Here is a 23,609-nt window from a genome sequence, read left to right on the forward strand (position 1 = left end):
ATTTTCTTCGTTCAGGCACAGACACAAAGCACGTGCCGCAATCCTCAGCATGGCGGTGCAATCGCTTCACGCTTTCGGCAGCGTAACCCCGCTTTGCCCCTGGTATTTACCGCCCCGATCCGCGTAGGAAACCTCGCAAAGCTCGTCCGATTCCAGGAAAAGCACCTGGGCGACACCCTCATTGGCATATATTTTGGCGGGTAAGGGGGTGGTATTGGAAAACTCCAGGGTTACATAGCCCTCCCATTCCGGCTCGAAGGGCGTGACATTGACGATGATGCCACAGCGCGCATAGGTACTTTTGCCGAGACAAATGGTCAGCACATTACGCGGAATCCGGAAATACTCCACGGTACGTGCCAGCGCAAAGGAATTGGGCGGGATGATGCAGGTATCACCGCTGAAATCCACAAAAGAATCTTCACTGAAATTCTTGGGATCGACGATGACACTACGGACATTGGTAAATACCTTAAACTCCCCGGCACAACGGATATCATATCCATAGGAAGACAAGCCATAGGAAATGATGGAGCCACCCTCGACGTGGCGCACCTGACGAGGAGAGAAAGGATCGATCATACCCTCATGTTCGGCCATGTGGCGGATCCAGCGATCGGATTTGATACTCATGTCAGCGGTTCTGCACGACAATATTGGGAAATTTGTGACTGTGATCCACTGCCTGATTGGCCACCCGTCCGGCCACATGGCGAGCCAGCTCAATGTAGATTTTGGCCAGACGCGAATCCGGGTGTGCCACCACCGTAGGCGCCCCGCTGTCGGTCTCACTGCGAATACTGCGATCCAGGGGAATGGCACCGAGAAATTCCACCCCATCCTGCTCCGCCATGGCCGCACCGCCACCATGCCCAAAGATGTCATCTTCATTGCCACATTTCGGACAAATGTAAAAGCTCATGTTCTCGATAATACCGAGAATGGGCACCCCCACTTTCTCAAACATTTTCAACCCCTTGCGGGCATCCAGCAGAGCAATGTCCTGGGGCGTGGTGACAATCACCGCTCCGGAAACCGGTACTTTCTGGGCCAGGGTCAGTTGGGTATCGCCAGTACCTGGCGGTAGATCAATCACCAGATAATCCAGCTCGCCCCAACGCGTATCCGCGAGCAACTGTTCCAGGGCCTGCATGACCATGGGACCACGCCAGACCATCGGCGTTTCTTCATCGATGAGAAAACCGATGGACATGGCCTTGATGCCATGCCCCTCCATCGGCTCCATTTTTTTTCCATCCTTACTGGTGGGCTTGCCGGAAATACCCAGCATGCGCGGCTGACTGGGACCATAAATATCGGCATCCAGCATCCCGACCCGAGCCCCTTCCTTGGCCAGTGCCAGGGCCAGATTCACCGAGGTCGTGGATTTGCCGACCCCGCCCTTGCCCGAAGCCACCGCGATGATATTGCGCACCCCTTCCATCAATTTGACGCCGCGCTGCACCTGATGACTGACGATACGGTGACCGACCGAGACTTCGACCTGCTGATTGTGGTCATTCTGAATCTGGCGCGCTACATCCTGACTCAGACCGAGGGCCACCCCGGCGCTGGGATAGGGGAGTTCGAGCCGAATCTGGTTCCCGTCCACACTTTTCAGCACTCCCGCTTTCGCAAGGCTTTTGCCCAGATAGGGGTCTTCCATTGCCTGCAATGACTGTTCTACCTGTTCCCGCGTCAAACCTGCCATGATTGTCCTCATCCCCGGCATCCAAAGTTGCCGTCATATTAACCGGTGTATGTGCAAAAATCCGTTTGCTGGGGATCAGCGGGGTGCCTCCGCACTGATCACCACTTCGTGGCGCTCCAGCCCACCCCCTTCACCAAAAGCTTCCTTGGGCAGAGGGTTGGCATGGGCCGTCCTGAAATCGTCACTTTTCAGCCATGCCTCAAAAGCCGCCTGATCCGCCCAATGGGTCAGCACCACATACACGCCATCGTCATTGACCGGACGCAGAATTTCCATGCGCACAAAGCCCGGCTGTTTGTCCACTTCGCCGGCACGTTTCTGAAAACGTGCCTCAAATTCAGCCCGATATTCGGCTTTCACAGGTACCCGATTCGCGACAACATATTGCATGATAAAGGCTCCTCGTTCACTCAGACAGAGAAAAAGACAGGACTGGCCCCCGTTTCAAGCCAAGCACATCCTGCATATCGTAAAAACCCGGCAGTTGTTGAGATAACCAGCGCGCCGCCCGCAGGGCGCCCTCGGCAAAATTCAGGCGGCTGGCGGCGCGATGGGTCAATTCCAGACGCTCACCCGCCCCCGCCAGCCATACCGTATGCTCACCGACCACATCCGCGGCCCGCAGGGTGGCAAAGCCGATGCTGCCATCCTGGCGCGGTCCGCCGATGGCATTGCGATTCATGCACGCCACCTCTTCCAGCGCCACGCCCCGGCCCTGGGCCACCGCCCGGCCCAAGGCCAGGGCGGTTCCCGATGGCGCATCCACCTTATGGCGATGATGGGCTTCTACAATCTCGGCATCGTAACCCTCACCCAGCGCCTGGGTAATGGCTGGCAGAAAGGCCAGGAGCACATTGATGCCAACGCTCATGTTGGGCGCCAGCAGCAAGGGGATTTGTTGACCGGCGGCCCGCAAGGTCTCCTGCTGTTCCGGAGCAAAGCCCGTCGTCCCGATGACCATGGGCGTTTTGTGCTGCAGGCAAGCGGCCACATGGGCCAGAGCCGCTTCCACCGGGCCGAACTCGATGACCACATCCACTTGGTCGAGCACGGCCGCCAGCTCTGCGGTCACCGGCACCCCCAGCGTCTGCACGCCGGCCAGTTGCCCAGCATCCTGCCCCAGATATTCCGCGCCCGAACGGCCAATGGCGGCAGTCAGTTGCAGGTCACTGCGCGCCACCAAAGCCTGAATCAGCGCCCGCCCCATGCGTCCCGAGACCGCCGTGATGGCCAGGCGTGTTCGCTGGTCCATCAGAGGCCCATCCGGTCAAAAAAGTCCTTGGCCTTGTTCCACCAGCTTTCCTGCTGGGGATGCTGGGTCTGATCTCCGGTAGTGCTGGCGAATTCTTCCAGCAGTTCTTTTTGCCGTGCCGACAAATGGACGGGCACCTCCACCTGCAGGCGACAATGCAGATCGCCATGTAATTTGCTGCGTACCCCCTTGATGCCTTTGCCGCGCAAGCGGAAAACCACCCCTGACTGGGTTCCCGGAGCAATCTGGATTTTCGCCCGACCCGTCAGGGTCGGTACTTCCAGCTCGCCGCCCATGGCCATGGTCGTGAAGCTCACCGGAACCGCACAATGCAGATCATCGCCATCGCGCTCAAACAGACTGTGGGGCTGTACCCGCACCTGAATATACAAATCACCCGCTGGCGCACCCCGTTCCCCGGCTTCTCCTTCGCCGCTCAGGCGAATGCTGTCGCCGGTATCCACTCCCGCTGGCACCTTGATTTCCAGATCCCGTGTCTTGCGCACTCTTCCATGCCCCTGACAGGCCGTGCAGGGCTCCTTGATGGTTTTACCGCTGCCATTGCACTGGGGGCAGGGCCGGGTCACCGAGAAGAAGCCCTGGACCATGCGTACCTGCCCACGGCCGCCACAGGTACTGCAATCTTCCACCTTGCTGCCGGGCCTTGCTCCGCTACCATGACAGACTTCGCAGGGTGCCGAACTCGGAATCTGGATGGTGACGGTCTTGCCCAGCGCCGCTTCTTCCAGGGTCAGGTTCAACTCATAGCGCAAGTCCGAGCCACGCCCGGAATCCTGGGCACGTCCGCCACCGAAAGCCTGCTCAAACAAATCGCCGAAAATATCGCCGAAGCCTCCGCCGCCGGCACCAAAACCACCAAAACCTCCTCCAAAACCAGCGCCGGTCCCAGCGCCGCCCTGCACACCGGCATGTCCAAAGCGATCGTAAGCCTGACGTTTGGAAGGGTCGGACAACACCTCGTAAGCTTCGTTGATTTCCTTGAAGCGATTTTCTGCGCCGGGATCATCGGGATTGCGGTCGGGATGATAGCGCATTGCCAGACGGCGGTAGGATTTTTTGATTTCCCCCTCATCCGCCGTGCGGGCAATTTCCAAAATTTCGTAATAATCGCGTGTAGCCATTTTTTATCCCGAAACAGGCAAGGGGACAGGATACCAGATCCTGCCCCCTTATCACCAAGGTCTGAATTACTTCTTGTCGACTTCTTCAAACTCCGCATCGACCACGTCATCAGCCTTGGCCTGGCCTTCACCCGGTCCTGCAGCACCAGGTTCCGCCTGACTGCCAGCCGCACTCTGCAAGAGTGTGGACATGGCTGCCATCAAGCTGGCGACGGCACCTTTGATGGCCTCGGCGTCTTCACCCTTGACCGTCCTTTCCACCGCCGCGATGGCTTCGGTAACCTTGGCCTTGTCCGCTTCAGGAGCCGCCGCATGTTCATCCAGCGCCTTGCGGGCACCGTGGATGCTGGCATCGGCTTCATTCCGCGCCTCGATCAGGACCCGGGCTTTCTTGTCATCCGCAGCGTGGGCTTCGGCCTCGGCAATCATCCGTTTGATTTCTTCCTCGGAGAGGCCGGAACCGGCGGTGATCTTGATGGACTGTTCCTTGCCGGTCTGGTTGTCCTTGGCCGAAACATGCAGGATGCCGTTGGCGTCGATGTCGAAAGTCACCTCGATCTGCGGCATGCCGCGGGGCGCGGGGGGAATGTCCGTCAGATCGAAGCGGGCCAGGGACTTGTTGTCCCGGGCCAATTCCCGTTCGCCCTGCAGGACATGCACCGTCACCGCCGACTGGTTGTCTTCCGCCGTGGAGAACACCTGGGACTTGCGGGTCGGTATGGTGGTGTTTTTTTCGATCAGCTTGGTCATCACTCCGCCCAGGGTTTCGATACCCAGAGAAAGAGGCGTCACGTCCATGAGCAGCACGTCCTTCTTGTCGCCGGACAACACCGCGCCCTGAATGGCCGCACCAATGGCCACCGCTTCATCAGGATTCACATCCTTGCGTGGTTCCTGACCGAAGAAATCCTTCACCTTCTCCTGCACTTTGGGCATCCGGCTCTGACCACCGACCAGAATCACGTCCGTCACCTGGCTGGTGGACAGGTTGGCATCCTTCATGGCCACCCGGCAGGGGGCCATGCTGCGGTCGATGATGTCTTCCACCAGGGATTCCAGCTTGGCCCGGGTCAACTTCATGTTCAGATGCTTGGGGCCACTCTGGTCGGCCGTGATGAAGGGCAGGTTGACGTCGGTCTGCTGGGAGGAAGACAGCTCGATTTTGGCTTTTTCCGCGGCTTCCTTCAGCCGCTGCATGGCCAGACGATCATTGCGCAGGTCAATACCCGATTCGGCTTTGAACGAATCCGCCAGATAATTGATGACGCGGTTATCAAAGTCGCCACCACCCAGGAAGGTGTCACCATTGGTGGACAGGACCTCGAACTGATGTTCGCCATCCATTTCCGCAATTTCGATGATGGACACGTCAAAAGTACCGCCACCCAGGTCATAGACCGCGATTTTGCTGTCTCCGGGCTTTTTGTCCTCACCAAAGGCCAAGGCGGCTGCGGTGGGCTCATTGATGATGCGCTTCACTTCCAGACCGGCAATCCGGCCCGCATCCTTGGTGGCCTGGCGCTGGGCGTCGTTGAAGTAAGCAGGTACGGTGATCACCGCTTCACTGACGGTTTCACCCAGGTAGTCTTCCGCCGTTTTTTTCATTTTCTGCAGGATGAAGGCGGAAACCTGCTGCGCGGAATATTTTTTAGCGCGCACTTCCACCCAGGCATCGCCGTTTTCGGCCTTCACTATTTTGTAGGGAACGTGTTTCAGATCTTTCTGCACTTCGGCATCGTCGTACTTGCGCCCGATCAGACGTTTCACTTCATAAATCGTATTTTCCGGGTTGGTCACCGCCTGACGCTTTGCCGCTTCACCCACCAACACTTCGCCATCTTCGGTGAAGGCGACAATGGAAGGGGTGGTGCGCTTGCCTTCGCTGTTCTCGATGACCTTGACCTTGTTGCCTTCCATGACCGCGACGCAGGAATTGGTGGTCCCCAAATCAATGCCGATTACCTTAGCCATTAGCTGTTCTCCTGAATAAAAGATTTATCAATATTTCCGGGTCGTTATGATGTCGTTTTAGGTGCCTTGGACACCGAAACCATGGCCGGCCGCAACAGACGGTCATGCATGAGATAACCTTTCTGATGTACGGCAAGAATCCGGTTGGCATCCCCTTCTGCTTCCACCATGGCAATCGCCTGATGGAGGTGCGGATCAAAACGCCCTTCGCCCATCTCTATGGGGGCGATACCGGCTTTTCCCAAGGCCTGGGAAAAAAGCGTCAGGGTGTTTTCGATGCCCTGGCGAAACTGGGAAACCGCCTCATCGCCTTCCAGAGGCGTCGCCAGTGCCAATTCCAGACTATCGATGACCGGCAGCAAATCTCGGACAAAGCGGTCGACGGCATAATTGCGCGCATCTTCTATCTGTTTTTCCGAACGCTTGCGCTGATTTTCAGCATCCGCCAAAGCTCGCAAATAATCGTTGCGGTAGGCTTCGGCCTTTTCTTCCCAATTGACGGTGTCTGCCTCGCTGGTTTCCACCACTTCGGCGGACTCGCTGGTTTCTGCCACTTTGTCTGCTTCTGAAGATGACACGGGTTTCTCTTCTTCACGTTCACTCATGGGCAATTCACTCCTGACTCGTTGGGTTTTTCTCATATGGGGAGAAGTCGGAAACTTTTCAAGTCGCCGGGATCACGATTGGGATAAAGCCCGTCCCAGCAAGTGGGCGGCTCCATCCACTAGCGGTATGATCTGCTGGTAGGGCATCCGCATCGGCCCGATCACGCCCAGCACGCCCAGCGCTTCACCGTCCACAATATAGGGTGCAGACACCACACTGCAATCGCTCAAGGGAGCAAAGCCGGACTCTTCGCCAATAAACAAACGCAGCTCACTGCCACGCATGCTGCCGTCCAGCAAATGTACCAGATCCCGCTTTTGCCGTACGGCATTGAGTAACTCCCGCAAACGCTCACTGCCGGCCAGTTCGGGCAGGTCGAGCAATTGAAATTCGCCTTCGATCAGCATCCGCTGCTGGTCCTCTTCCAGCATCTCCTCGCCCAGTTCCATGGCGCTGCGCAAGATGCGGTCCATCTCGTGGCGGAATTGCTGTAAATCCCGCTGCAGGTGCTGAATGACCTCCTGTAAAGGACGGCCGCCGTAGCTCGCATTGAAAAAATTGGCGGCCTGGTTGAGCTCGGCGGCGCTCAGTGCGTGTTCGGTGCGAATCAGACGGTTTTCCACATCGCCCTTGTCCGTCACAAAAATGGCGAGGACCTCCTTTTCCCGCAACGCCAGAAAATCCACATGACGCAAGGTCTGATTGGCGCGGCGCGGCACCCGTACGAATCCGGCCATGTGGGTCAATTCGGACAGCACTTCCGTAGCGGCGTGGAGTACCTGTTCAGTATCGGGAATATGGTGGCCAATGCGATGCACCAGCAACTGGTGAGACTGGGTGGACAAGGGTACCACCCGCAGCAAGGCATCCACAAAAAAACGATAGCCCACGTGGGTGGGAATGCGCCCAGCCGAAGTATGGGGAGCAATCAGGTAACCCTCATCTTCCAGATCTGCCATGACATTGCGGACTGTAGCAGGGCTGATTTTCAAACCGGCATCTTTTGCCAGTTGTCGGCTGCCTACTGGAATACCATTGGCTATATGCTGCTCGACCAGGGATTTGAGCAGATGACGGGCACGTTCATCCAGAACCATCAGAATTTTCTCCGACACCACTCAGCAACCAAGGTTGTCAGGAGCAGACACCCTGGAAAGACAGAGAAAAAAACGTGGGAAACACTATACATAGTCGAACCATGGCCATTGGCACTCAACCATCAGGAGTGCTAGTAACTTAGCAAAAAAAGGATGGTTGAGCAAAGAACCGGGCCGACCCTTCCTGAAAAATCAGGGCAGAGCACAGGGAGGCACAGAAAATTACTTGATTTTGTCTTCCCGGTAAGCCACGTGCTTGCGGACCTTGGGATCGTACTTTTTCATTTCCAGCTTGTCCGGCGTGGTTTTCTTGTTTTTGGTCGTGGTGTAGTAATGACCGGTACCGGCCGTGGAAACCATTTTGATCTTGTCGCGCATCAGTCAAATCCTCAGATTTTTTCGCCGGCAGCGCGCAGTTCAGCCAGAACCGCATCAATGCCCTTCTTGTCGATGGTACGAATACCCTTGGTGCTCACCCGCATACGCACCCAGCGATTTTCACTTTCCACCCAGAAACGATGATACTGGAGGTTCGGCAGAAAACGCCGACGGGTCTTGTTGTGGGCATGCGAAACATTGTTTCCGGCCATGGGCTTCTTGCCGGTCACCTTGCAAACTCTGGACATCAGATCAATCTCCCTGAAAAATGGCGCTCTTTATACCACGGATCGGCACTGGCTGCCAGCATCAAAAATCCCCCAACAGCCCTCTCGCAGCATTGCCTGACAAGCGCTTCCCCTGTAATTTATGGCTACTATGACAAAACGCATCCTGATCACCAGCGCCCTCCCCTATGCCAATGGCCCGATTCATATCGGTCATCTGGTGGAATATACCCAAACGGACATCTGGGTTCGCTATCAGCGGCTACGAGGTCATGATTGTGTGTATGTCTGTGCCGATGATGCCCATGGAACAGCCGTCATGCTCCGCGCCCAAAGTGAAGGCATCACCCCCGAGGCCTTGATTGACCGCATGCACGCAGAGCATCTGCGCGACTTTACCGGCTTCGGTATCAGCTTTGACCTCTACCATAGCACCCACTCTCCAGAAAATTTTGAAATATCCCAGGAAATTTATCGCGCTCTGCGCAGCGCGGACCACATCAACATCCGGGAAATCGAACAGGCCTACGATCCCGTGAAGGGGATTTTTCTGCCCGACCGCTTCATTCGCGGTACCTGCCCCCGTTGCAAGGCTGCCGATCAATACGGAGACAGTTGCGAAGTCTGTGGCGCCACCTATAGCCCCATCGACCTGATCAATCCGGTTTCGGCCATATCGGGTGCGGTTCCCGAACGCCGGCAGTCCGAGCATTACTTCTTCCAGTTGGGTGATTTTAGCGCCTTCCTGAAACAGTGGATTCACAGTGGTGTGCTCCAGGAAGAAATGGCCAACAAACTGGACGAATGGTTCAGCATTGGCCTGGCCGACTGGGACATCAGCCGGGACGCGCCCTATTTCGGCATCCCCATTCCCGATGCGCCGGGCAAGTTCTTTTATGTCTGGCTGGATGCCCTGCCCGGCTACATGGCCGCCACCCGCCACTGGTGCGCCAGCCATGGCCGCGATTTCAATGATTACTGGGGTCCTGACGCCAGCGCCGAAGTGTATCATTTCATTGGCAAGGACATCATCTACTTTCACGGACTGTTCTGGCCCGCCTTGCTCAAGGGTTCCGGGCATCGCCTGCCCAGCGGCATATTTGCCCATGGCTTTATGACCGTCAACGGCGCGAAAATGAGCAAGTCCCGGGGGACATCCATCACCGCCGGACAGTACCTGCAACAGCTCAACCCCGAATTTCTACGGTATTATTTTGCCACTCGACTGAACAGTCATGCCGAAGACATCGACCTCAACCTGGAAGATTTCCTCCTCAAGGGGAATGGCGATTTGGTCGGCAAGGTGGTGAATCTGGCATCACGGGCAGCAGGATTCATTCACCGTTTTTTTGCCGGGCAACTGGCTCCATCCCTCGGCAAAGACCAGACCTTTTACACCAGCCTGCTGCACGACCAGGAGGCCATCGGCGAGGCTTATGAAAGCCGCGAGTATGGCCGGGCCATGCGCGACATCATGGCGCTGGCCGATCAGATCAATGCCTATGTGGATCAAAATGCCCCCTGGGCCATGGCCAAAAATCCCGAACAGCGGGAAGATCTGCACCGTGTCGCCACCGTCACCCTCAATGGCTTTCGTGTGCTGGTGACCTTACTGAGTCCGGTGCTTCCCGAGCTGGCCCGGAAATCCCTGGCGTTTTTACGGACGGAACTGAGCTGGTCAGGACTGGCCCAGCCCTTGCTGAGTCATGCCATTCAACCTTATAGCCATTTGTTGCAGCGTATGGAAAAAAACCAGGTGGATGCCTTGATTCAGGCCCCCGCTGCCCCTGCCAGCACCATCACCAGCCCGGCAAAAGCTGCACAGTCACCCGCGGCGGCCAAGGCCAGCCCTGGCGATGATACCAGCACCATCAGCATCGAGGATTTCAGCAAGGTCGACTTGCGCATTGCCCGGATTGTCGCGGCCGAGGCAGTGGAGGGTGCCGACAAGTTGCTGCATCTGACCCTGGATATCGGTGAAGCCCAAACCCGTTCGGTATTCGCCGGCATCAAGAGCGCCTACGATCCTGCCAGCCTGGAAGGACGACTCACGGTCATGGTGGCCAATCTGGCCCCGCGCAAAATGCGTTTCGGTTTATCCGAGGGGATGGTCATGGCCGCCAGCGGCCCGGAAGGCGGGCCTTTTCTTTTGTCTCCCGATACGGGCGCCCAGCCGGGGATGCGGGTCAAATAATTCCCGGTAGTGCTATCTAGCCCTCATTCCCCAACCCCCTCTGGGCGGCGGCCAGCAGCACCCGCTCTTCGTAGGTTTCCCGGGCCAGGCGGACATCTTCCAGGAACCAGGGGAGTTCCTGGAGCAGCAAGGCCTGGGGCCCGTCCACCAGAGCCGTGGCGGGATCGGGGTGGAAATCCACCAGAACCATGTTGGCACCGGCCACGACGCCCTCTGCCGTCACCTGAAAAACGTCCGGAATCCCGTCAGGCCCCGCCTCCCGACTGCCTACCGAGTGAGAAGGATCGATGCAGACGGGCATCCGGGTGAGGCGCTTGACCGTCGGCACCTGGGCAAAATCCACGAAGTTGCGGTGCGGGTCGCCCAGATTGCTTTTCATGCCGCGCAGTCCGAACACCACCTTGGTATTTCCTTCGGAAGCCAGATATTCCGCGGCATTGAGCGACTCTTCGAGGGTGATGCCAAAGCCGCGCTTGAGGAGCACCGGAAACTCGGTCTGTCGGCCTACCGCCTTGAGCAGTTCAAAGTTCTGGGTGTTACGGGTGCCAATCTGCAGCATCACCCCGGTCGGATGGCCGGTTTTTTCCAAAGCTTCACGAATCTCATCCATATGGGATTCATGCAGGATTTCCATGGCGATCACCCGGATACCATATTTACCCGCCAGTTCAAACACGTAAGGCAGACAGGCCTTACCGTGACCCTGGAAGGCGTAAGGGCTGGTACGCGGCTTGTAGGCGCCCATCCGCGTGCAGACCTGCCCATTGTCCTGGAGGGCTTTCATCATCTGTTCCACATGCTCACGGGTGTCCACTGCACAAAGCCCCGCAAATACATTGAGATTATCCTGGCCAAAATGCACGCCATTATAATCGAAACCCTGCGCTCTCTGGTCGCCGGAATGCCGGCCGAGCATGCGGTACTCACGGGAAACCCGGATGGCCTGCTTCACACCGGGCAAGGCTTCCATGTCTTCCACGCGCAACTGTTTGGTATGGCCAATCAGGTAAATTTCACTGAGCAACTGCTCCGCTCCCTGCTCCTGATGAATCCGGAACTGGATATCTTGCAGGGCCTTGAGGCGGGTCAGCAACTGTTGAAAAACCGGCGACTGCTCCGCCAGATCTGCTTCTAAAATCAGGATCATGTTCTACATCCTCTTGCATGGCATGAAGGTCTTGTTTGACCCCAAATCCCTGGGTAGGGGGCAGGGTCGGGGCAAGATGAGCCGGGGCAAAGGATAGCACGATCCGTGGATCATGCTCCAGAACAGGGCATCCGCACGGGCAATAGCGGCATGACCACCATCCTTTTAAAAACGGCGATTGTCAAGGATACCTTGGAGCGGATATTGCCCCGAGACTAGAGCATATCCTCGGGACGCATCTGGGCATCGAAAGCCTCGCCACTGAGATAGCCCAGATCAATGGCCGCCTCGCGCAGGGTGCAATGGGCACGATGCGCATGCTGGGCAACCGCCGCAGCCCGCTCGTAGCCGATCAGCGGGGTCAGGGAAGTCACCAGCATCAGGGATTTTTCCATGTTTTCCTGCAACAGTTCTGCCACTGGTTCCAGACCCTGCAAACAGTGCCTGGCAAACGAACGAACTGCATCTCCCAGCAACTGGATGGATTGCAGAACATTATATATAATCAATGGCTTGTAAACATTCAACTCGAAATTTCCCTGGGATGCGGCAAAGGCGATGGCCGCATCATTGCCAAAAACCTGCACGCAGACCATGGTCAGCGCCTCGGCCTGGGTCGGGTTCACCTTGCCAGGCATGATGGAAGAGCCCGGTTCATTTTCAGGAAGCCGCAACTCCCCCAGACCAGCCCGGGGGCCAGACGCCATCCAGCGGATATCATTGGCGATTTTCAACAAGGACATGGCCGTCAAGCGCAGGCTGCTGCTCAGTTGCTGAAGGGCTTCGTGGCCAGCCAGGGCCGCAAAGAAATTGCCCGCCGGATGAAAAGGCAAGCCCAGCTCACTGTGCAGTTGGGCACAAACCCGCTGGGCAAAATCGGGATGGCAGTTCAGCCCGGTGCCTACGGCGGTAGCCCCCAAGGCAAGACCATAGAGGCCGGGTAAAGCCTGTTCCAGCGCCTGAATGCCCATCTGCACCTGGGCCTGATAGCCGGAAAACTCCTGCCCCAGGGTCAGGGGTACCGCATCCATCAGATGGGTGCGCCCCACCTTGATGATGGCCGCGAAAGCCCGGCTTTTTTCGGCCAACAGGTCTTTCAGGGCCACCAGTGCGGGCAACAGTTGCTGATGCACGGCCAGGGCCGCAGCCATGTGCATGGCCGCCGGGAAAGTATCATTGGAAGACTGCCCCAGATTCACATGGTCATTGGGATGCACTGGCGACTTGCTGCCTCGGGGCTGCCCGGCCAGTTCATTGGCCCGGTTGGCAATGACTTCATTCACATTCATGTGGCTCTGGGTACCACTACCGGTTTGCCAGACGCGCAGGGGAAATTGATCATCCCAGCGGCCATCGAGAATTTCGCTGGCGGCCTCCTGAATGCTCCGGGCGAGATCGGCAGGCAATAGACCCAGTTCACTGTTCACCTGGGCGGCGGCGCGCTTGATCCGGACCAGGGCGTGAATCACCGCGAGAGGCATCCCTTCACTGCCAATGGCAAAATACTGGAGAGAGCGCTGGGTTTGCGCGCCCCAGAGCGCCGCATCCGCCACCTCCACCAGCCCCATGCTGTCTTTTTCCAGACGCATGACTCAGCGCACTCCAGCCAGGGCTTCCGCCTCATCCACCATGCTGGTCAGGTAATCCAGCGCCTGTGACCACAATTGCGGACTGTCCAGATCGACACCGGTTTCCGCGACCACCTCGGCCGGGGCCTTGCTGCCCCCCAGTTTCAGCATGGCGATGTAACCGGGCACGAACCCGGCCGGGTTATCCCGATAGCGCTGAATCAATGCCAGGGTCAGCAACTCTCCAAAAGCATAGGCATAGACATAACCCGGCGAGCTGATGAAATGGGGAATATAACTCCACCACCAGCGGTAACCTGGGCTGAACTGGATACTGTCGGCAAACTGCTCGGTCTGGGTTTGCATCCACAATTCGGCCAAGCGTTCCTTGCTCAATTCCCCTTCATGACGCCGGGCGCGATGCATCACCACTTCAAAGCGGTGCATGGCCATCTGCCGGAATACCGTGGCGAAGGTATCCTCGATTTTGCCGCAGAGCAGGGTCAGCCGTTGCTGCGGGTCCTGCTCCTCGCGCATCAAGCGTTCAAAAGTCAGCATCTCCCCGAACACCGAAGCGGTTTCGGCCGTGGTCAATGGGGTATCCGCATTCAGATAGCCCTGCTCCCGGGCCAGATACTGATGGATGCCATGTCCCAGTTCATGGGCGACGGTCATCACATCACGCACCGTACCGGTGTAATTCACCATCAGATACGGATGCACGTCGGGGGTCACCGGATGGGCAAAAGCCCCGCCGCGCTTGCCGGGGGCCAGCGCCGCATCGATCCACTGTTCATCAAAGAAGCGCTGGCCGATGGCGCCCAGTTCCGGAGAAAAATCATGGACCGCTGCCAGCACGATGCGCTGGCATTCCGCCCAGTCATAGCGCCTGGCTTCGCTGGAAATCGGTGCATAGCGGTCATAGTCCATCAAGGGCGAGATCCGGAGCAGTTTGGCCTTGAGCCGATAATAACGGGCCACCAGGGAATAACGGGAGACTACCGCCGTTTCCAGAGCTTCCACCATGCTGTCGGAAATTTCATTGCTGAGATTCCGTTCACTCAACCAGTGGGGATAAGCCCGCAGCCGGTCGTCTAGGGCCTTGTCGGCCAGAACCGCATTGAAGCAGGTGGTCAGGGTGTGCAGGCGGCTTTCCAGCCCCGTGCTCAGGGACTCCGCCGCGTCATGACGCAAGGACCGATCAGGATTGGAAAGCAAGGTCAGGACTTCCTGCTCGGTCATGGCCTTGCCACGCAACTGGAAGCGCATTTCCGTCAGGGTTTCGTCGAAGAGGCGTTCCCAGAGCGCTCGGCCGGTAACCCGTTTTTCCGAGAGAATCTGCTCTTCACTTTCACTGCGCAGATGATTCCGGTATTTCCGCCAGTTGCGCAGCAGATGCGCCCAGTGCGCCAAAGCCGGGTCCTGCAACCATGCTTCCACTCGGGTATCTTCCATCGCATTCCAGGCAATATCAAAGAATATCAATTGGTTGCTGATGTTCGTGGCGGCTTCTTCATAGGCCTGCAAGGCAGCGCCATAGCGGGGCTGATCGGCATGGGTCACATAGCTCAAATAGCGAAAAGCCCCTACCCGGCCTATCCGCTGGCGAATGGCCTCCAGTTTCTGCAGGGCGACGGCCAATGCGCCGGCATCCAGATCGGCCAGGCCCGGTCGATACTGGCGGGCAAAGTTTTCTGCGGCGCTGTTGGCCCAAGCCATATCCGCTTCCAGCCGGGGATCCTCTACACCCGCATACAGGTCCTGTAGCTGCCAATGGATCTGTTCCGCGCCTGTTGTCGATTGCCCTGTTTTTACCATGAAACTTTCTCCTTCATCCCTGTACCTCCGGCAAACCTAACCCGCGCCGCACACAGGCGAGCATCGCACCCATATCCGGTGCGCTCCCCACCCGCTGGGCCTGCCACATCATTTCACCCAGACAATCGACAAAAAGATGTTCTGCATCGACTTTGCCGCGTTTTTCACAGGCCAGGGCGTAAAGTGGCACGATACCCTGTGGTTGCTGCATTGCCAACATTTCCGCCAAACCCAGATGCAGGGACATGTGCAGAAAGGGATTACTCTGCCCTTGCTCCGGAAAAAAATCCCGCGTCATCCCCCCCTCGGCATCTTCCAGCAAGGCCTGATATTCCGGGTGCTCCAGGATGATCTCCACAATGCGGGTCTGCACACCCTCCAGCGGCCGCCCTGCGCGAAAAGCCCGCCAACTGTCCAGAAAGACTTTCCGATATATTTCTCGTTTAGTGCCATAAAGCATAATAATTAGCCTGCAAATATCTCGTTGATGATCATAGGATCCATTGACATGGGTAGGAAAGAAACGTTTTTTGTGGTAAATAAGGCAAGTCTTAAACAAAGCTTGCTTTGTTTACATTAAAAGCACTTATCGCAGCATTATTTCAGCGGGAGATCAGCGCATCATGGCCAACGCGAATACAGTACCAGCAGCAGTAGTAAGTCTCAATGAACGCCAGTGGGAAGGGCTCGGAAAAGTCGGCGATGCAGCCCTGCAGGTCCAGAATATGCTGCAGATGCTCCGCGATGTCCTCAACGAACTCCCCCAGGCTATCGACACCGACAAACTGATGGAAACCCTGCAGCCCTACCTGGAAAAACTCCAGGGCATTTCCGAATCCCTGCAGGCTTTTGTCAAGGGCAACTCCGAAGAAGAACCGCTGGACCGCCTCCGCGCCCTCATCAACGATGCCCAGCAAGCCGAACTGGACAAAACCCTCAAGGAAGTACTGCAGATTCTCGGCAATCTGCAGCGCTCCGGATTTTTTGCCTCTGTGGCAGCCCTCAGTGCGGAACTGAAATGCCCGATCATCGGGGAAAACCCCGAAGAAATGGTGCAGAAAATTCACAGCAGCACGGCTACCATTCAGTACTGGGTGGAAAATGCCAAGCAAGGCGTTGGCGTAGTGGGCGACATGGTGGGGCAAATGGACTTGCCTGACCGTCTGGACGAAATCCAGGAAATGGCCGATCAGTGGATCCAGATGGCCAAGCGCGCCCAACGCCTCATGCAGGGCAACGCCCCCGACCTGCGAACCCGCCTGAGCGGCATGCTCGACATGGCCGAAATATTGGGTGGCCAGATGAATATCGCCATCGGCACCCTGCGCGACACCATGCCGGATGTGCTGGAAAGTGCCAACATGGGCAACGCCCTGGCCAGCATAGGTTCGGGCAGTAATCGCTGGATGCAGGTCGCCATACGCGTCAAGAAACTCACCCAGGGTGATGGCTCCGTAGACATGGTCACCCGCGTGGAGGGCTTGCTGGATCAGATAGAACACCTGGCCGGTTACGCCGCCAATGCCGGTTTTTTTGTCCAGGCGGGCAAGGATGGCTTTGCCACGGTAAAAGACATCATCAGCGATATGGACCTCCCCGACAAACTGGATGACCTGGCCGAAGAAGCCGAAAAATGGCTGAAAATCGCCATACGCGCGAAAAATCTGGCCCAGGGAAACGCGGATAGCCTGGCCGATCGCGTGGGCGGCCTCCTCAAAATGGCAGAAACCGTCGGAAGCTCCCTGCAGTCCGCCGCCAGGGCCCTGGAAGCCAGGGGGATTCACCTGGAAGATATCCTCACCCCCCGCGGCGATCTCGATGTTGCCTTTGGCACCGGCGCGGATTTGCTGGCCGAAATGTGGCACGACGGGACCATTCAGCACATTGGTAGCACCATCAGCCAAGGGGCCATGGTCTGGATGGAAATCGCCCAGATTGGTACCAAGGCTCTCAAGGGTGATGCGGAAAGCATCAACCAGCGCATCAAGGACATTGTTCAAGGCCTCCATGATTCTCATCTGATCGACATGCTGCCGGAAGTTTTTGCGCTGGTAGGCAATCTGCAGAAGGCCGGCTTGGTTGGCAAGATCAACATGGTCATGAGCAAAGTGGTGCCCATGATCCCTTCAGACGCCGTATTCGCCAGCGGCGTGGACAAGGCCGTCAAGGCGCTGGATCTGACCAAAACCGAAATGCAGAATGAAGCCAACAAGGGTGGCGGCATCTTTGGTCTGATGAAAATCGTCTTCGCCAAGGACACCCAGTATCTGCTCAAGTTCTTCATCCGTTTTGCGACGATTTTCATGAAGTCCCTGAAAGCCAGCTAAGGCTGCTGCCAAGAGGACGCCCTGCCGGGCGCACCCCAAAAGCCCCGGCCCTCCAGAGGGCCGGGGCTTTTTACAGGCGAGGCTCAACGCTGCTTCGGTACAAAATCAGCTTCCATGCTGCGCCCACCACTTCCGGGCTTTTTCCGCGGCGCCTTTGGCGGCCGCAGGATCGGCCAGCCAGGCCTTGGCAAGTTCAATGAGCTGATTATTGTCCTGTGCCCAGACGGCCGCCCCCGCAGCGAGCAGTCCCTGGCGCAAGGCATTATCGGGCATTTTCGGGCCGAGAATCAGCGGACAGCCGTCGGCGATGGGCCGGGCCAGATCTACCGGGCCAGCGACCAGGGTTCCGCCGGGCACGCAAAAATCCGCACAAGGATAGAAGGCATCCCGTACTTCAGCCGTTTCCACAAAATACACCCGCGTCTTCAGGGGGACGTAACTGGTAAACAGGCGGCTGTGACGAATGGTCTGGAGATGATATTTGAGCGCATCCCGATAAACCGGCTCGTAACGTTCTTGCCGATCGGGGGCGAGAATCATGATCCCCATTTTTACCCGCATCAGATTCAGAAAAATACCATAGGCTTCTGCGTCTTCCCCCTCATGCAAATTGGGGAAATACACCACACAGCGTCCCCGATCCCGATATTCCTTAAAGCGTTCGCACCATTCCATACCACCCACTCCTCAGCTGCGGATTTAAGCCTCGCCCGATCATAGGCGACCAGAGACCATCATTCAAAAAGTGTTTTGTGATATGTTAGCAACAAGTCACTCGCTGAAGAACCCAAAATGTTACAAGTTCTCTTCGTGCTCTCGGAAATGGCACCCTACTCCAAAACTGGCGGTCTGGGAGATGTGGGGGGGGCTTTACCCCTGGCCTTGCAGCAACTGGGCGACGATATCCGGGTGCTGGTGCCTTGGTACGGCCGCCCGGACCTCGATGAAATGCACTGGATCTGCTCGGTGAACGTACCCTACACCCAGGAGTCGGCCGAAATCTGGATAGCGACGAATCGACCCGATGTGTATTTCCTGCGCTATTCCGCCTACTACGAGCGGGAGGGTAGCCCCTACCAAAACGCCCAGGGGCAGGACTGGCCCGACAATCCCCGGCGCTTCGCCCTGCTCAACCGGGTAGCGGTGGAACTGGCCCAGGGACGGGTATCCAGCCTGAACTGGCGTCCTGATCTGGTGCATGTGCATGACTGGCAAACCGGTCTGATCCCCTATCTCCTGGACCTGGAAACCCGGGTAGGCAGCCCCCGGCCCGCGACCCTGTTCACCATTCACAACCTCGCCTACCAAGGCCGCTTCCCCCCGACCATCATGGCCGATCTGCACCTTCCTCGCGAAGATTTTCATTGGCAGGGCACCGAATTATATGGGACATTTTCCTTCATGAAGGCCGCTTTGGTGTATAGCGATCAGCTCAGTACGGTCAGCCCTGGCTACGCCCGGGAAATCCAGACAGACGCCTTTGGCATGGGACTGCAAGGTCTTCTCCAGCAACGCGCCGGCCAACTCAGCGGGATTCTCAATGGGGTGGACACAGCGCATTGGAATCCGCGCACCGACCCTTATCTTCCGGCCCATTATCATGCCCGCAACCTGGTCGGTAAAAATCAATGCAAGATCCACCTCCAGCAGAGTCTCGGCCTTGAATCGCAAGAGGAGGTTTTTCTGCTGGGCATGATCAGCCGCCTGATAGAACAGAAAGGGATCGATATGGTTCTGGATGTACTGCCCGATCTGCTGCAGCGCGGCATGCAGGTGGCCATTCTTGGCAGTGGCGAAAAGCTTTATGAAGCGCGTTTGCAGGAACTCGCCGCAGCCCACCCCGGCCGTCTGGCAGTCCGCATCGGTTTTGACGAAGAACTGGCCCACCGCATCGAGGCGGGCGCCGATGCCTTTCTCATGCCCTCCCGCTTTGAGCCCTGTGGGCTCAACCAGATGTACAGCCTGCATTACGGAACACTGCCCATTGTCCACCATACCGGCGGTTTGGCCGATACCGTGGTGGATGCCGACGACCTTGCCCGGGATCACGAACGCAATGGCTTTGTATTCAGTGTCGCCCACAGTGATGCCCTCCTTCAGGCGGTGCTGCGTGCCGCTGCCGTCTTCCAGCAACCAGCCGCCTGGCGACAACTCCAGCAACAGGCCATGGCCGGAAATTATAGCTGGGAGCACTCGGCCCTGGCCTACCAGCAGCTCTATCATCGGATCCTGGCGCGTCCGTAAGGTCGTGGCACGGTCGTACCGTTCCGAAAATCCGCTCATTGGAGATCATTATCCCCGCAAAAAAGCTTTTACGTTGCGTCAGGGCCATAAACCGCTACAATGCGGCGATGACTTTTTTCCCACAAGCATGAGGAGTCCCCCGATGTCAGGTCATTTTCCCTTTTCCGGCAAAGCCAACCGCATATCCGTGTTTGCCTTTTTTGAAGCCCACAACTGGAGCCTCGAAGCCCAGGAAAAATACTTTGAAGAATGGTACAAATGGGCCAAGAACTACGTCATGAATGACCCTGACCTCAAGGCGGCCAAAGGCATCTTGTTCGCGGGTGAACATTTCGGCACCCACGCCGGTCATGATTTCCATCTGCACGGCTATGCGGTGGCCACCCGGATGCTGGACCTGGGCGAACTCATCAAGGGCAGCATCCTGCCCAAGCTGGATCATGACATGATGCACGCCCTGGAACACGATCATGAAGAATGGATCGCCGCCGCCAATGCGGTGGCTGCCAGCCACCCCCGTGCGGAAGTGCCGGAAATCGGTCGTTACCGTCACGTCTGATCGCCATGACCCTCAGGCGCTGAAAACCCCGTTCAGTGCCTGAGGGATCAACCAGCCCGATGGATGCCCAACACGTCAAACAGTGCTTTGCCGCGCTCCGCGCCAGCATCCCTGAACCCCGCACCGAACTCCACTATGCCAGCGCCTTTCAACTGCTGGTAGCCGTCGTTCTGTCCGCTCAGAGTACCGACAGGGTCGTCAACCTCTGCACCGCCTCCTTGTTTGCCGCGGCCCCCGATGCGCGCAGCATGGCTGCCCTTGGCGAGGAAGGCATCAAGCAGCATATTCGTCGTCTTGGCCTGTTCAACGCCAAAGCCCGTCATGTCCATGCCCTGGCAGAACAACTGCTCGCCCGGCACCATGGCGAAGTCCCCGCCGAGCGCAAGGCGCTGGAAGCCCTGCCCGGGGTCGGCCGCAAAACCGCCAATGTGGTACTCAATACCCAGTTTGGGCAACCCACCATCGCTGTCGACACCCACATTTTCCGGGTCAGCAACCGGATTGGCATTGCTCCCGGCAAAACCCCCCTGGCGGTGGAACAGGCCCTGCTCAAAAATGTCCCCGCCGAATATCTGCAGGATGCCCATCATCTACTCATCCTGCACGGACGTTACACCTGCACCGCCCGCCGACCCCACTGTGGACGCTGTGCCCTGTTCCACTGCTGTGCCTGGCCTGACAAGGTACTGTGGGCCCAGCAAGGATAGCCAGCGGCTTCGCCCGCGGCCATCGGCCTCCGGCAGACCTGCTTCAAACGGCCATTGCCGAAGCCCGGGAAAAGCTCTCCGGTCAGCGCATTACGGCGGCTTTGTTTTTGTTCAGCCCCACGCTGGTGGCCATCAGTCCAGCAACACTACACCAGCAGATGCGAGCACTCTCCTGCCTGCAAATCGCTACCGGAACCTTTCCGGGCATATTCACCGAAAAAGACCAGGCCCTCGGGGAAAACGCCTGCGCCGTCCTTCTCCTCTGCGCCCCGCTGGGATTGACAGCGCAACCTGGCAGCAGCGGCCAGCCCGCCCTGGCCTGGGGACGTCTGGAGCACCTGCAAGGAGGCTGGCTGGAGCAATCTCCCCGCTTTGGCAGCCTCAGCAGCCGCAGCGGGCGTTTCTGGTATCAGGCCAAACCCCGCGACCATCTGGAAATGGGATTTCCGGGCCTCAGCTCCCAGAGTCTCTGGTCCGCCGGACTGCGCACCCTGAGCGCGCCGCTGCCCGTGCATTGGCAGGAAGGCAGCCTGCTCCTGCAACTGGAACGCTATTTGGCCCTGCCCCTGCTCGCCCAGAATATTCCCGTCAGCATCCGCAAGGATAGCCGCTTGCCCCTGGAGCAACTGCTCATGGGCGAAATCCGTGCCGACGCCTTGCCCGATGCGCCACCCGAGTGGCTGCATATCCGCGCCACCGATCTCAATCGCAGCGGGTTATGGCTGGAAAGACCCCTGGCCGAAAACGCCCGGGCCTTTCTCAGCCTGCGTGATCCGGCCATCGCCGAGCGCGATACCCGCATGGCCCTGGATCACTTTGGGGGCAGTCATGACGCCCCTCTCTTCGCCTGGATCTCCAGCTCCATCGGTCGGGACGCCAGCTTTTTTGGTCAGGAAGACCGGGATCTTTGCATCTGGCGGGAGCAATATCCCGCATTACCCATGCTGGGTGCCTATGGCATGGGAGAGCTGTTTCCCCATCGTCAGCGCAGCCATTTTTTGCGCTACAGCAAGATTTACACCGTGTTTTTCAGCGCTAAACAGCAGGACCACAGACATGGCGGTTGAAATCCGCCTTTACTATATGCATGCAGTGTGCATAATAAGGCCATGACCATCGAGTTCGATCCTGGCAAGGCACGAGCAAACCGGAAGAAACACGGCGTGAGCTTTGCTGACGCCGAGCAGGTACTTCGAGACGAGATGGCCGTGACAATGGAAGATCCGGATTCAGAAGGTGAGCAGCGTTTTATCACTCTGGGCATGGATTCACTGGGGCGTGTCTTGGTGGTAGTCCATACCCCGCGCGGCGAGAACACCCGACTGATCTCAGCCCGCAAGGCAAGCCCAGCAGAAGCGGAGCAATACTATGCGTAAGGAATATGACTTCAGTAAGGCAAAGCGTGGTCCGGTGGTCCCGTCCAAGGGGAAAACCCGCATCACCATCATGCTCGACAACGAGATCATAGCGGCGTTTAGAGCCCGGGCCGAGGCACAGGGCACAGGCTACCAGACCGCAATCAATGCGGCGTTGAGAGCTGCCCTCGACAAAGACGATGCGCCGCTTACGGTACGCACCCTTCGACAAGTGCTACGACAAGAGCTTCATGCCGCAGACCAGACACAATGATACCTGCTGTCTTACCCGAAAAATTGGGTCGTCACTTTAAGACAGCCAGGAACAACGCTAACTCACCAAGGAGAAAACCGGGCCGCGCCTTTCTCTTAGAGAAACATTAAAGAATGTTCATGCGCCGCCTGAAAAACGCCTTTGCAATCGTCTTCTTCCTGCTGATGGGGGTCAGTTTCCCCCTGGCCCAAGCGAGTACCTACCTGCTTCCTCCACCCGGTGACAACCTGGTAGGCGCCATTCAAAGCGTCACGGCCCGCCATGAAGACACCCTCTCGGATATCGCCCGGCAATATGATCTCGGCTATGACCAGATCACCGCTGCCAACCCCGAGGTTGATCCCTGGCTGCCGGGAGAAGGCACCCGCATAGTACTGCCCACGGAATATGTCCTCCCCGATGTCCCCCGTCAGGGTATGGTCATCAATCTGGCCGCCATGCGTCTGTTTTATTATCCCCCGGTCCAGGCAGGACAAGCCCCGGAAGTCATCACCTACCCCATCGGGGTCGGCCGTGAAGGCTGGGGAACCCCGCTGGGTAAAACCCGCATCACCGCCAAGCTGGTGGACCCCAGTTGGACGCCCCCGGAAAGTATCCGCAAGGAACATGCGGAAAACGGGGATCCATTGCCGGCCGTTGTTCCCGCTGGCCCCGACAACCCGCTTGGCCAGTTCGCCCTGCGCCTGGCCCTTCCCGGCTACCTGATCCACGGCACCAACAAGCCCTGGGGCGTCGGCATGCACGTCAGTCATGGCTGCATCCGGCTCTATCCCGAAGATATTGCGGCGCTCTTTGCCCAGGTTCCGGTCGGCACCCCGGTCCTGATCGTCAACCAACCCTGGCTGCTGGGACTCGACAACGGCCATGATTATCTGCAGATTTTCTCCCAGACGAGTGAACCACCCGAACCACAGATCCAAAAGGCTTTCTCTGCCTGGCTGGCCCGGCATCTGCCTCCCGGCAAGGCCATTGACTCCAGCATTGCGCAACGCTGGCTCAAGGCCGCCAATGGTATTCCCGAGCCCCTTTGAA

General features: G+C 57.8%; 24 protein-coding genes. 9 read left to right on the top strand and 15 right to left on the bottom strand.

Annotated features, from left to right (window positions below; translation table 11 throughout):
- Positions 1 to 66: 66 nt before the first annotated feature.
- From dcd to rpmB, 10 genes are all read right to left on the bottom strand, one after another.
- Positions 67 to 633, bottom strand: coding sequence for a dCTP deaminase (dcd, locus tag ACJU26_RS12870; protein WP_414040031.1), 567 nt, complete (start codon positions 631 to 633; stop codon positions 67 to 69).
- 1 nt (position 634) lies between these two features.
- Positions 635 to 1,711: an iron-sulfur cluster carrier protein ApbC gene (gene apbC, locus ACJU26_RS12875; protein ID WP_414040032.1), complete on the bottom strand. Its 1,077-nt coding sequence runs from the start codon at positions 1,709 to 1,711 to the stop codon at positions 635 to 637.
- Positions 1,712 to 1,786: 75 nt separating this feature from the next.
- Positions 1,787 to 2,101, bottom strand: coding sequence for an antibiotic biosynthesis monooxygenase family protein (locus tag ACJU26_RS12880; protein ID WP_414040033.1), 315 nt, complete (start codon positions 2,099 to 2,101; stop codon positions 1,787 to 1,789).
- A 16-nt stretch (positions 2,102 to 2,117) separates the two neighbouring features.
- A complete protein-coding gene (gene dapB / locus ACJU26_RS12885; RefSeq protein WP_414040034.1) occupies positions 2,118 to 2,963 on the bottom strand; it encodes a 4-hydroxy-tetrahydrodipicolinate reductase in 846 nt (281 codons plus the stop codon).
- A complete protein-coding gene (gene dnaJ / locus ACJU26_RS12890) occupies positions 2,963 to 4,105 on the bottom strand; it encodes a molecular chaperone DnaJ (RefSeq protein WP_414040035.1) in 1,143 nt (380 codons plus the stop codon). The genes dapB and dnaJ overlap by 1 nt, the downstream gene beginning before the upstream one ends.
- A gap of 66 nt (positions 4,106 to 4,171) precedes the next feature.
- Positions 4,172 to 6,076 (bottom strand): molecular chaperone DnaK, encoded by a 1,905-nt coding sequence (gene dnaK, locus ACJU26_RS12895; protein ID WP_414040036.1) that lies wholly within the window; start codon positions 6,074 to 6,076, stop codon positions 4,172 to 4,174.
- Between the two features lie 44 nt (positions 6,077 to 6,120).
- Positions 6,121 to 6,681: a nucleotide exchange factor GrpE gene (grpE, locus tag ACJU26_RS12900; RefSeq protein ID WP_414040037.1), complete on the bottom strand. Its 561-nt coding sequence runs from the start codon at positions 6,679 to 6,681 to the stop codon at positions 6,121 to 6,123.
- A 72-nt stretch (positions 6,682 to 6,753) separates the two neighbouring features.
- Positions 6,754 to 7,779 (bottom strand): heat-inducible transcriptional repressor HrcA, encoded by a 1,026-nt coding sequence (hrcA, locus tag ACJU26_RS12905; protein ID WP_414040038.1) that lies wholly within the window; start codon positions 7,777 to 7,779, stop codon positions 6,754 to 6,756.
- A gap of 222 nt (positions 7,780 to 8,001) precedes the next feature.
- Positions 8,002 to 8,157 (bottom strand): 50S ribosomal protein L33, encoded by a 156-nt coding sequence (gene rpmG / locus ACJU26_RS12910; RefSeq protein WP_414040039.1) that lies wholly within the window; start codon positions 8,155 to 8,157, stop codon positions 8,002 to 8,004.
- A gap of 11 nt (positions 8,158 to 8,168) precedes the next feature.
- Positions 8,169 to 8,405 (bottom strand): 50S ribosomal protein L28, encoded by a 237-nt coding sequence (rpmB, locus tag ACJU26_RS12915; RefSeq protein WP_024892956.1) that lies wholly within the window; start codon positions 8,403 to 8,405, stop codon positions 8,169 to 8,171.
- Between the two features lie 130 nt (positions 8,406 to 8,535).
- On the opposite strand from rpmB, the gene metG reads away from it, so the two are divergent.
- A complete protein-coding gene (gene metG / locus ACJU26_RS12920; RefSeq protein ID WP_414040040.1) occupies positions 8,536 to 10,578 on the top strand; it encodes a methionine--tRNA ligase in 2,043 nt (680 codons plus the stop codon).
- A 16-nt stretch (positions 10,579 to 10,594) separates the two neighbouring features.
- Here the strand turns inward: metG and ACJU26_RS12925 are convergent, their stop codons facing one another.
- The 4 genes from ACJU26_RS12925 to ACJU26_RS12940 all read right to left on the bottom strand — a co-directional run bounded on the left by ACJU26_RS12925 (position 10,595) and on the right by ACJU26_RS12940 (position 15,571).
- Entirely contained in the window at positions 10,595 to 11,725 is a 1,131-nt protein-coding gene (locus ACJU26_RS12925) for a 3-deoxy-7-phosphoheptulonate synthase (protein WP_414040041.1), read from the bottom strand.
- Positions 11,726 to 11,940: 215 nt separating this feature from the next.
- Complete coding sequence (gene fumC, locus ACJU26_RS12930) at positions 11,941 to 13,314, bottom strand: class II fumarate hydratase (protein ID WP_414040042.1); 1,374 nt, start codon at positions 13,312 to 13,314, stop codon at positions 11,941 to 11,943.
- A gap of 3 nt (positions 13,315 to 13,317) precedes the next feature.
- Positions 13,318 to 15,111: a M3 family oligoendopeptidase gene (locus ACJU26_RS12935; protein ID WP_414040043.1), complete on the bottom strand. Its 1,794-nt coding sequence runs from the start codon at positions 15,109 to 15,111 to the stop codon at positions 13,318 to 13,320.
- 13 nt (positions 15,112 to 15,124) lie between these two features.
- On the bottom strand, positions 15,125 to 15,571 hold the full coding sequence (locus ACJU26_RS12940) for a DUF1841 family protein (RefSeq protein ID WP_414040044.1): 447 nt from the start codon (positions 15,569 to 15,571) through the stop codon (positions 15,125 to 15,127).
- A gap of 163 nt (positions 15,572 to 15,734) precedes the next feature.
- Between ACJU26_RS12940 and ACJU26_RS12945 the strand changes: the two genes are divergently transcribed.
- Positions 15,735 to 17,438, top strand: a complete 1,704-nt coding sequence (locus tag ACJU26_RS12945) for a hypothetical protein (protein ID WP_414040045.1) — start codon at positions 15,735 to 15,737, stop codon at positions 17,436 to 17,438.
- A gap of 105 nt (positions 17,439 to 17,543) precedes the next feature.
- On the opposite strand, the gene ACJU26_RS12950 is transcribed toward ACJU26_RS12945, so the two are convergent.
- Positions 17,544 to 18,113: a 3-deoxy-D-manno-octulosonic acid transferase gene (locus ACJU26_RS12950; RefSeq protein WP_414040046.1), complete on the bottom strand. Its 570-nt coding sequence runs from the start codon at positions 18,111 to 18,113 to the stop codon at positions 17,544 to 17,546.
- 117 nt (positions 18,114 to 18,230) lie between these two features.
- Here ACJU26_RS12950 and glgA point away from each other — a divergent pair, with 117 nt between their 5' ends.
- From glgA to ACJU26_RS12985, 7 genes are all read left to right on the top strand, one after another.
- Complete coding sequence (glgA, locus tag ACJU26_RS12955) at positions 18,231 to 19,682, top strand: glycogen synthase GlgA (RefSeq protein WP_414040047.1); 1,452 nt, start codon at positions 18,231 to 18,233, stop codon at positions 19,680 to 19,682.
- A gap of 142 nt (positions 19,683 to 19,824) precedes the next feature.
- A complete protein-coding gene (locus tag ACJU26_RS12960) occupies positions 19,825 to 20,241 on the top strand; it encodes a hypothetical protein (RefSeq protein ID WP_414040048.1) in 417 nt (138 codons plus the stop codon).
- Between the two features lie 59 nt (positions 20,242 to 20,300).
- Entirely contained in the window at positions 20,301 to 20,948 is a 648-nt protein-coding gene (gene nth, locus ACJU26_RS12965) for an endonuclease III (protein WP_414040049.1), read from the top strand.
- A complete protein-coding gene (locus tag ACJU26_RS12970) occupies positions 20,930 to 22,015 on the top strand; it encodes a histidine kinase (RefSeq protein ID WP_414040050.1) in 1,086 nt (361 codons plus the stop codon). The genes nth and ACJU26_RS12970 overlap by 19 nt, the downstream gene beginning before the upstream one ends.
- Before the next feature lie 42 nt (positions 22,016 to 22,057).
- Positions 22,058 to 22,324, top strand: coding sequence for a BrnT family toxin (locus ACJU26_RS12975; protein WP_414040051.1), 267 nt, complete (start codon positions 22,058 to 22,060; stop codon positions 22,322 to 22,324).
- Entirely contained in the window at positions 22,317 to 22,577 is a 261-nt protein-coding gene (locus ACJU26_RS12980) for a BrnA antitoxin family protein (protein ID WP_414040052.1), read from the top strand. Before ACJU26_RS12975 ends, ACJU26_RS12980 begins: the two co-directional genes overlap by 8 nt.
- 119 nt (positions 22,578 to 22,696) lie before the next feature.
- Positions 22,697 to 23,608: a L,D-transpeptidase family protein gene (locus ACJU26_RS12985; RefSeq protein ID WP_414040053.1), complete on the top strand. Its 912-nt coding sequence runs from the start codon at positions 22,697 to 22,699 to the stop codon at positions 23,606 to 23,608.
- The last annotated feature ends 1 nt before the right edge of the window (position 23,609 follow it).

It is taken from the genome of Acidithiobacillus sp. M4-SHS-6, from assembly GCF_047421495.1.
Classification (GTDB): Bacteria; Pseudomonadota; Gammaproteobacteria; order Acidithiobacillales; family Acidithiobacillaceae; genus Acidithiobacillus.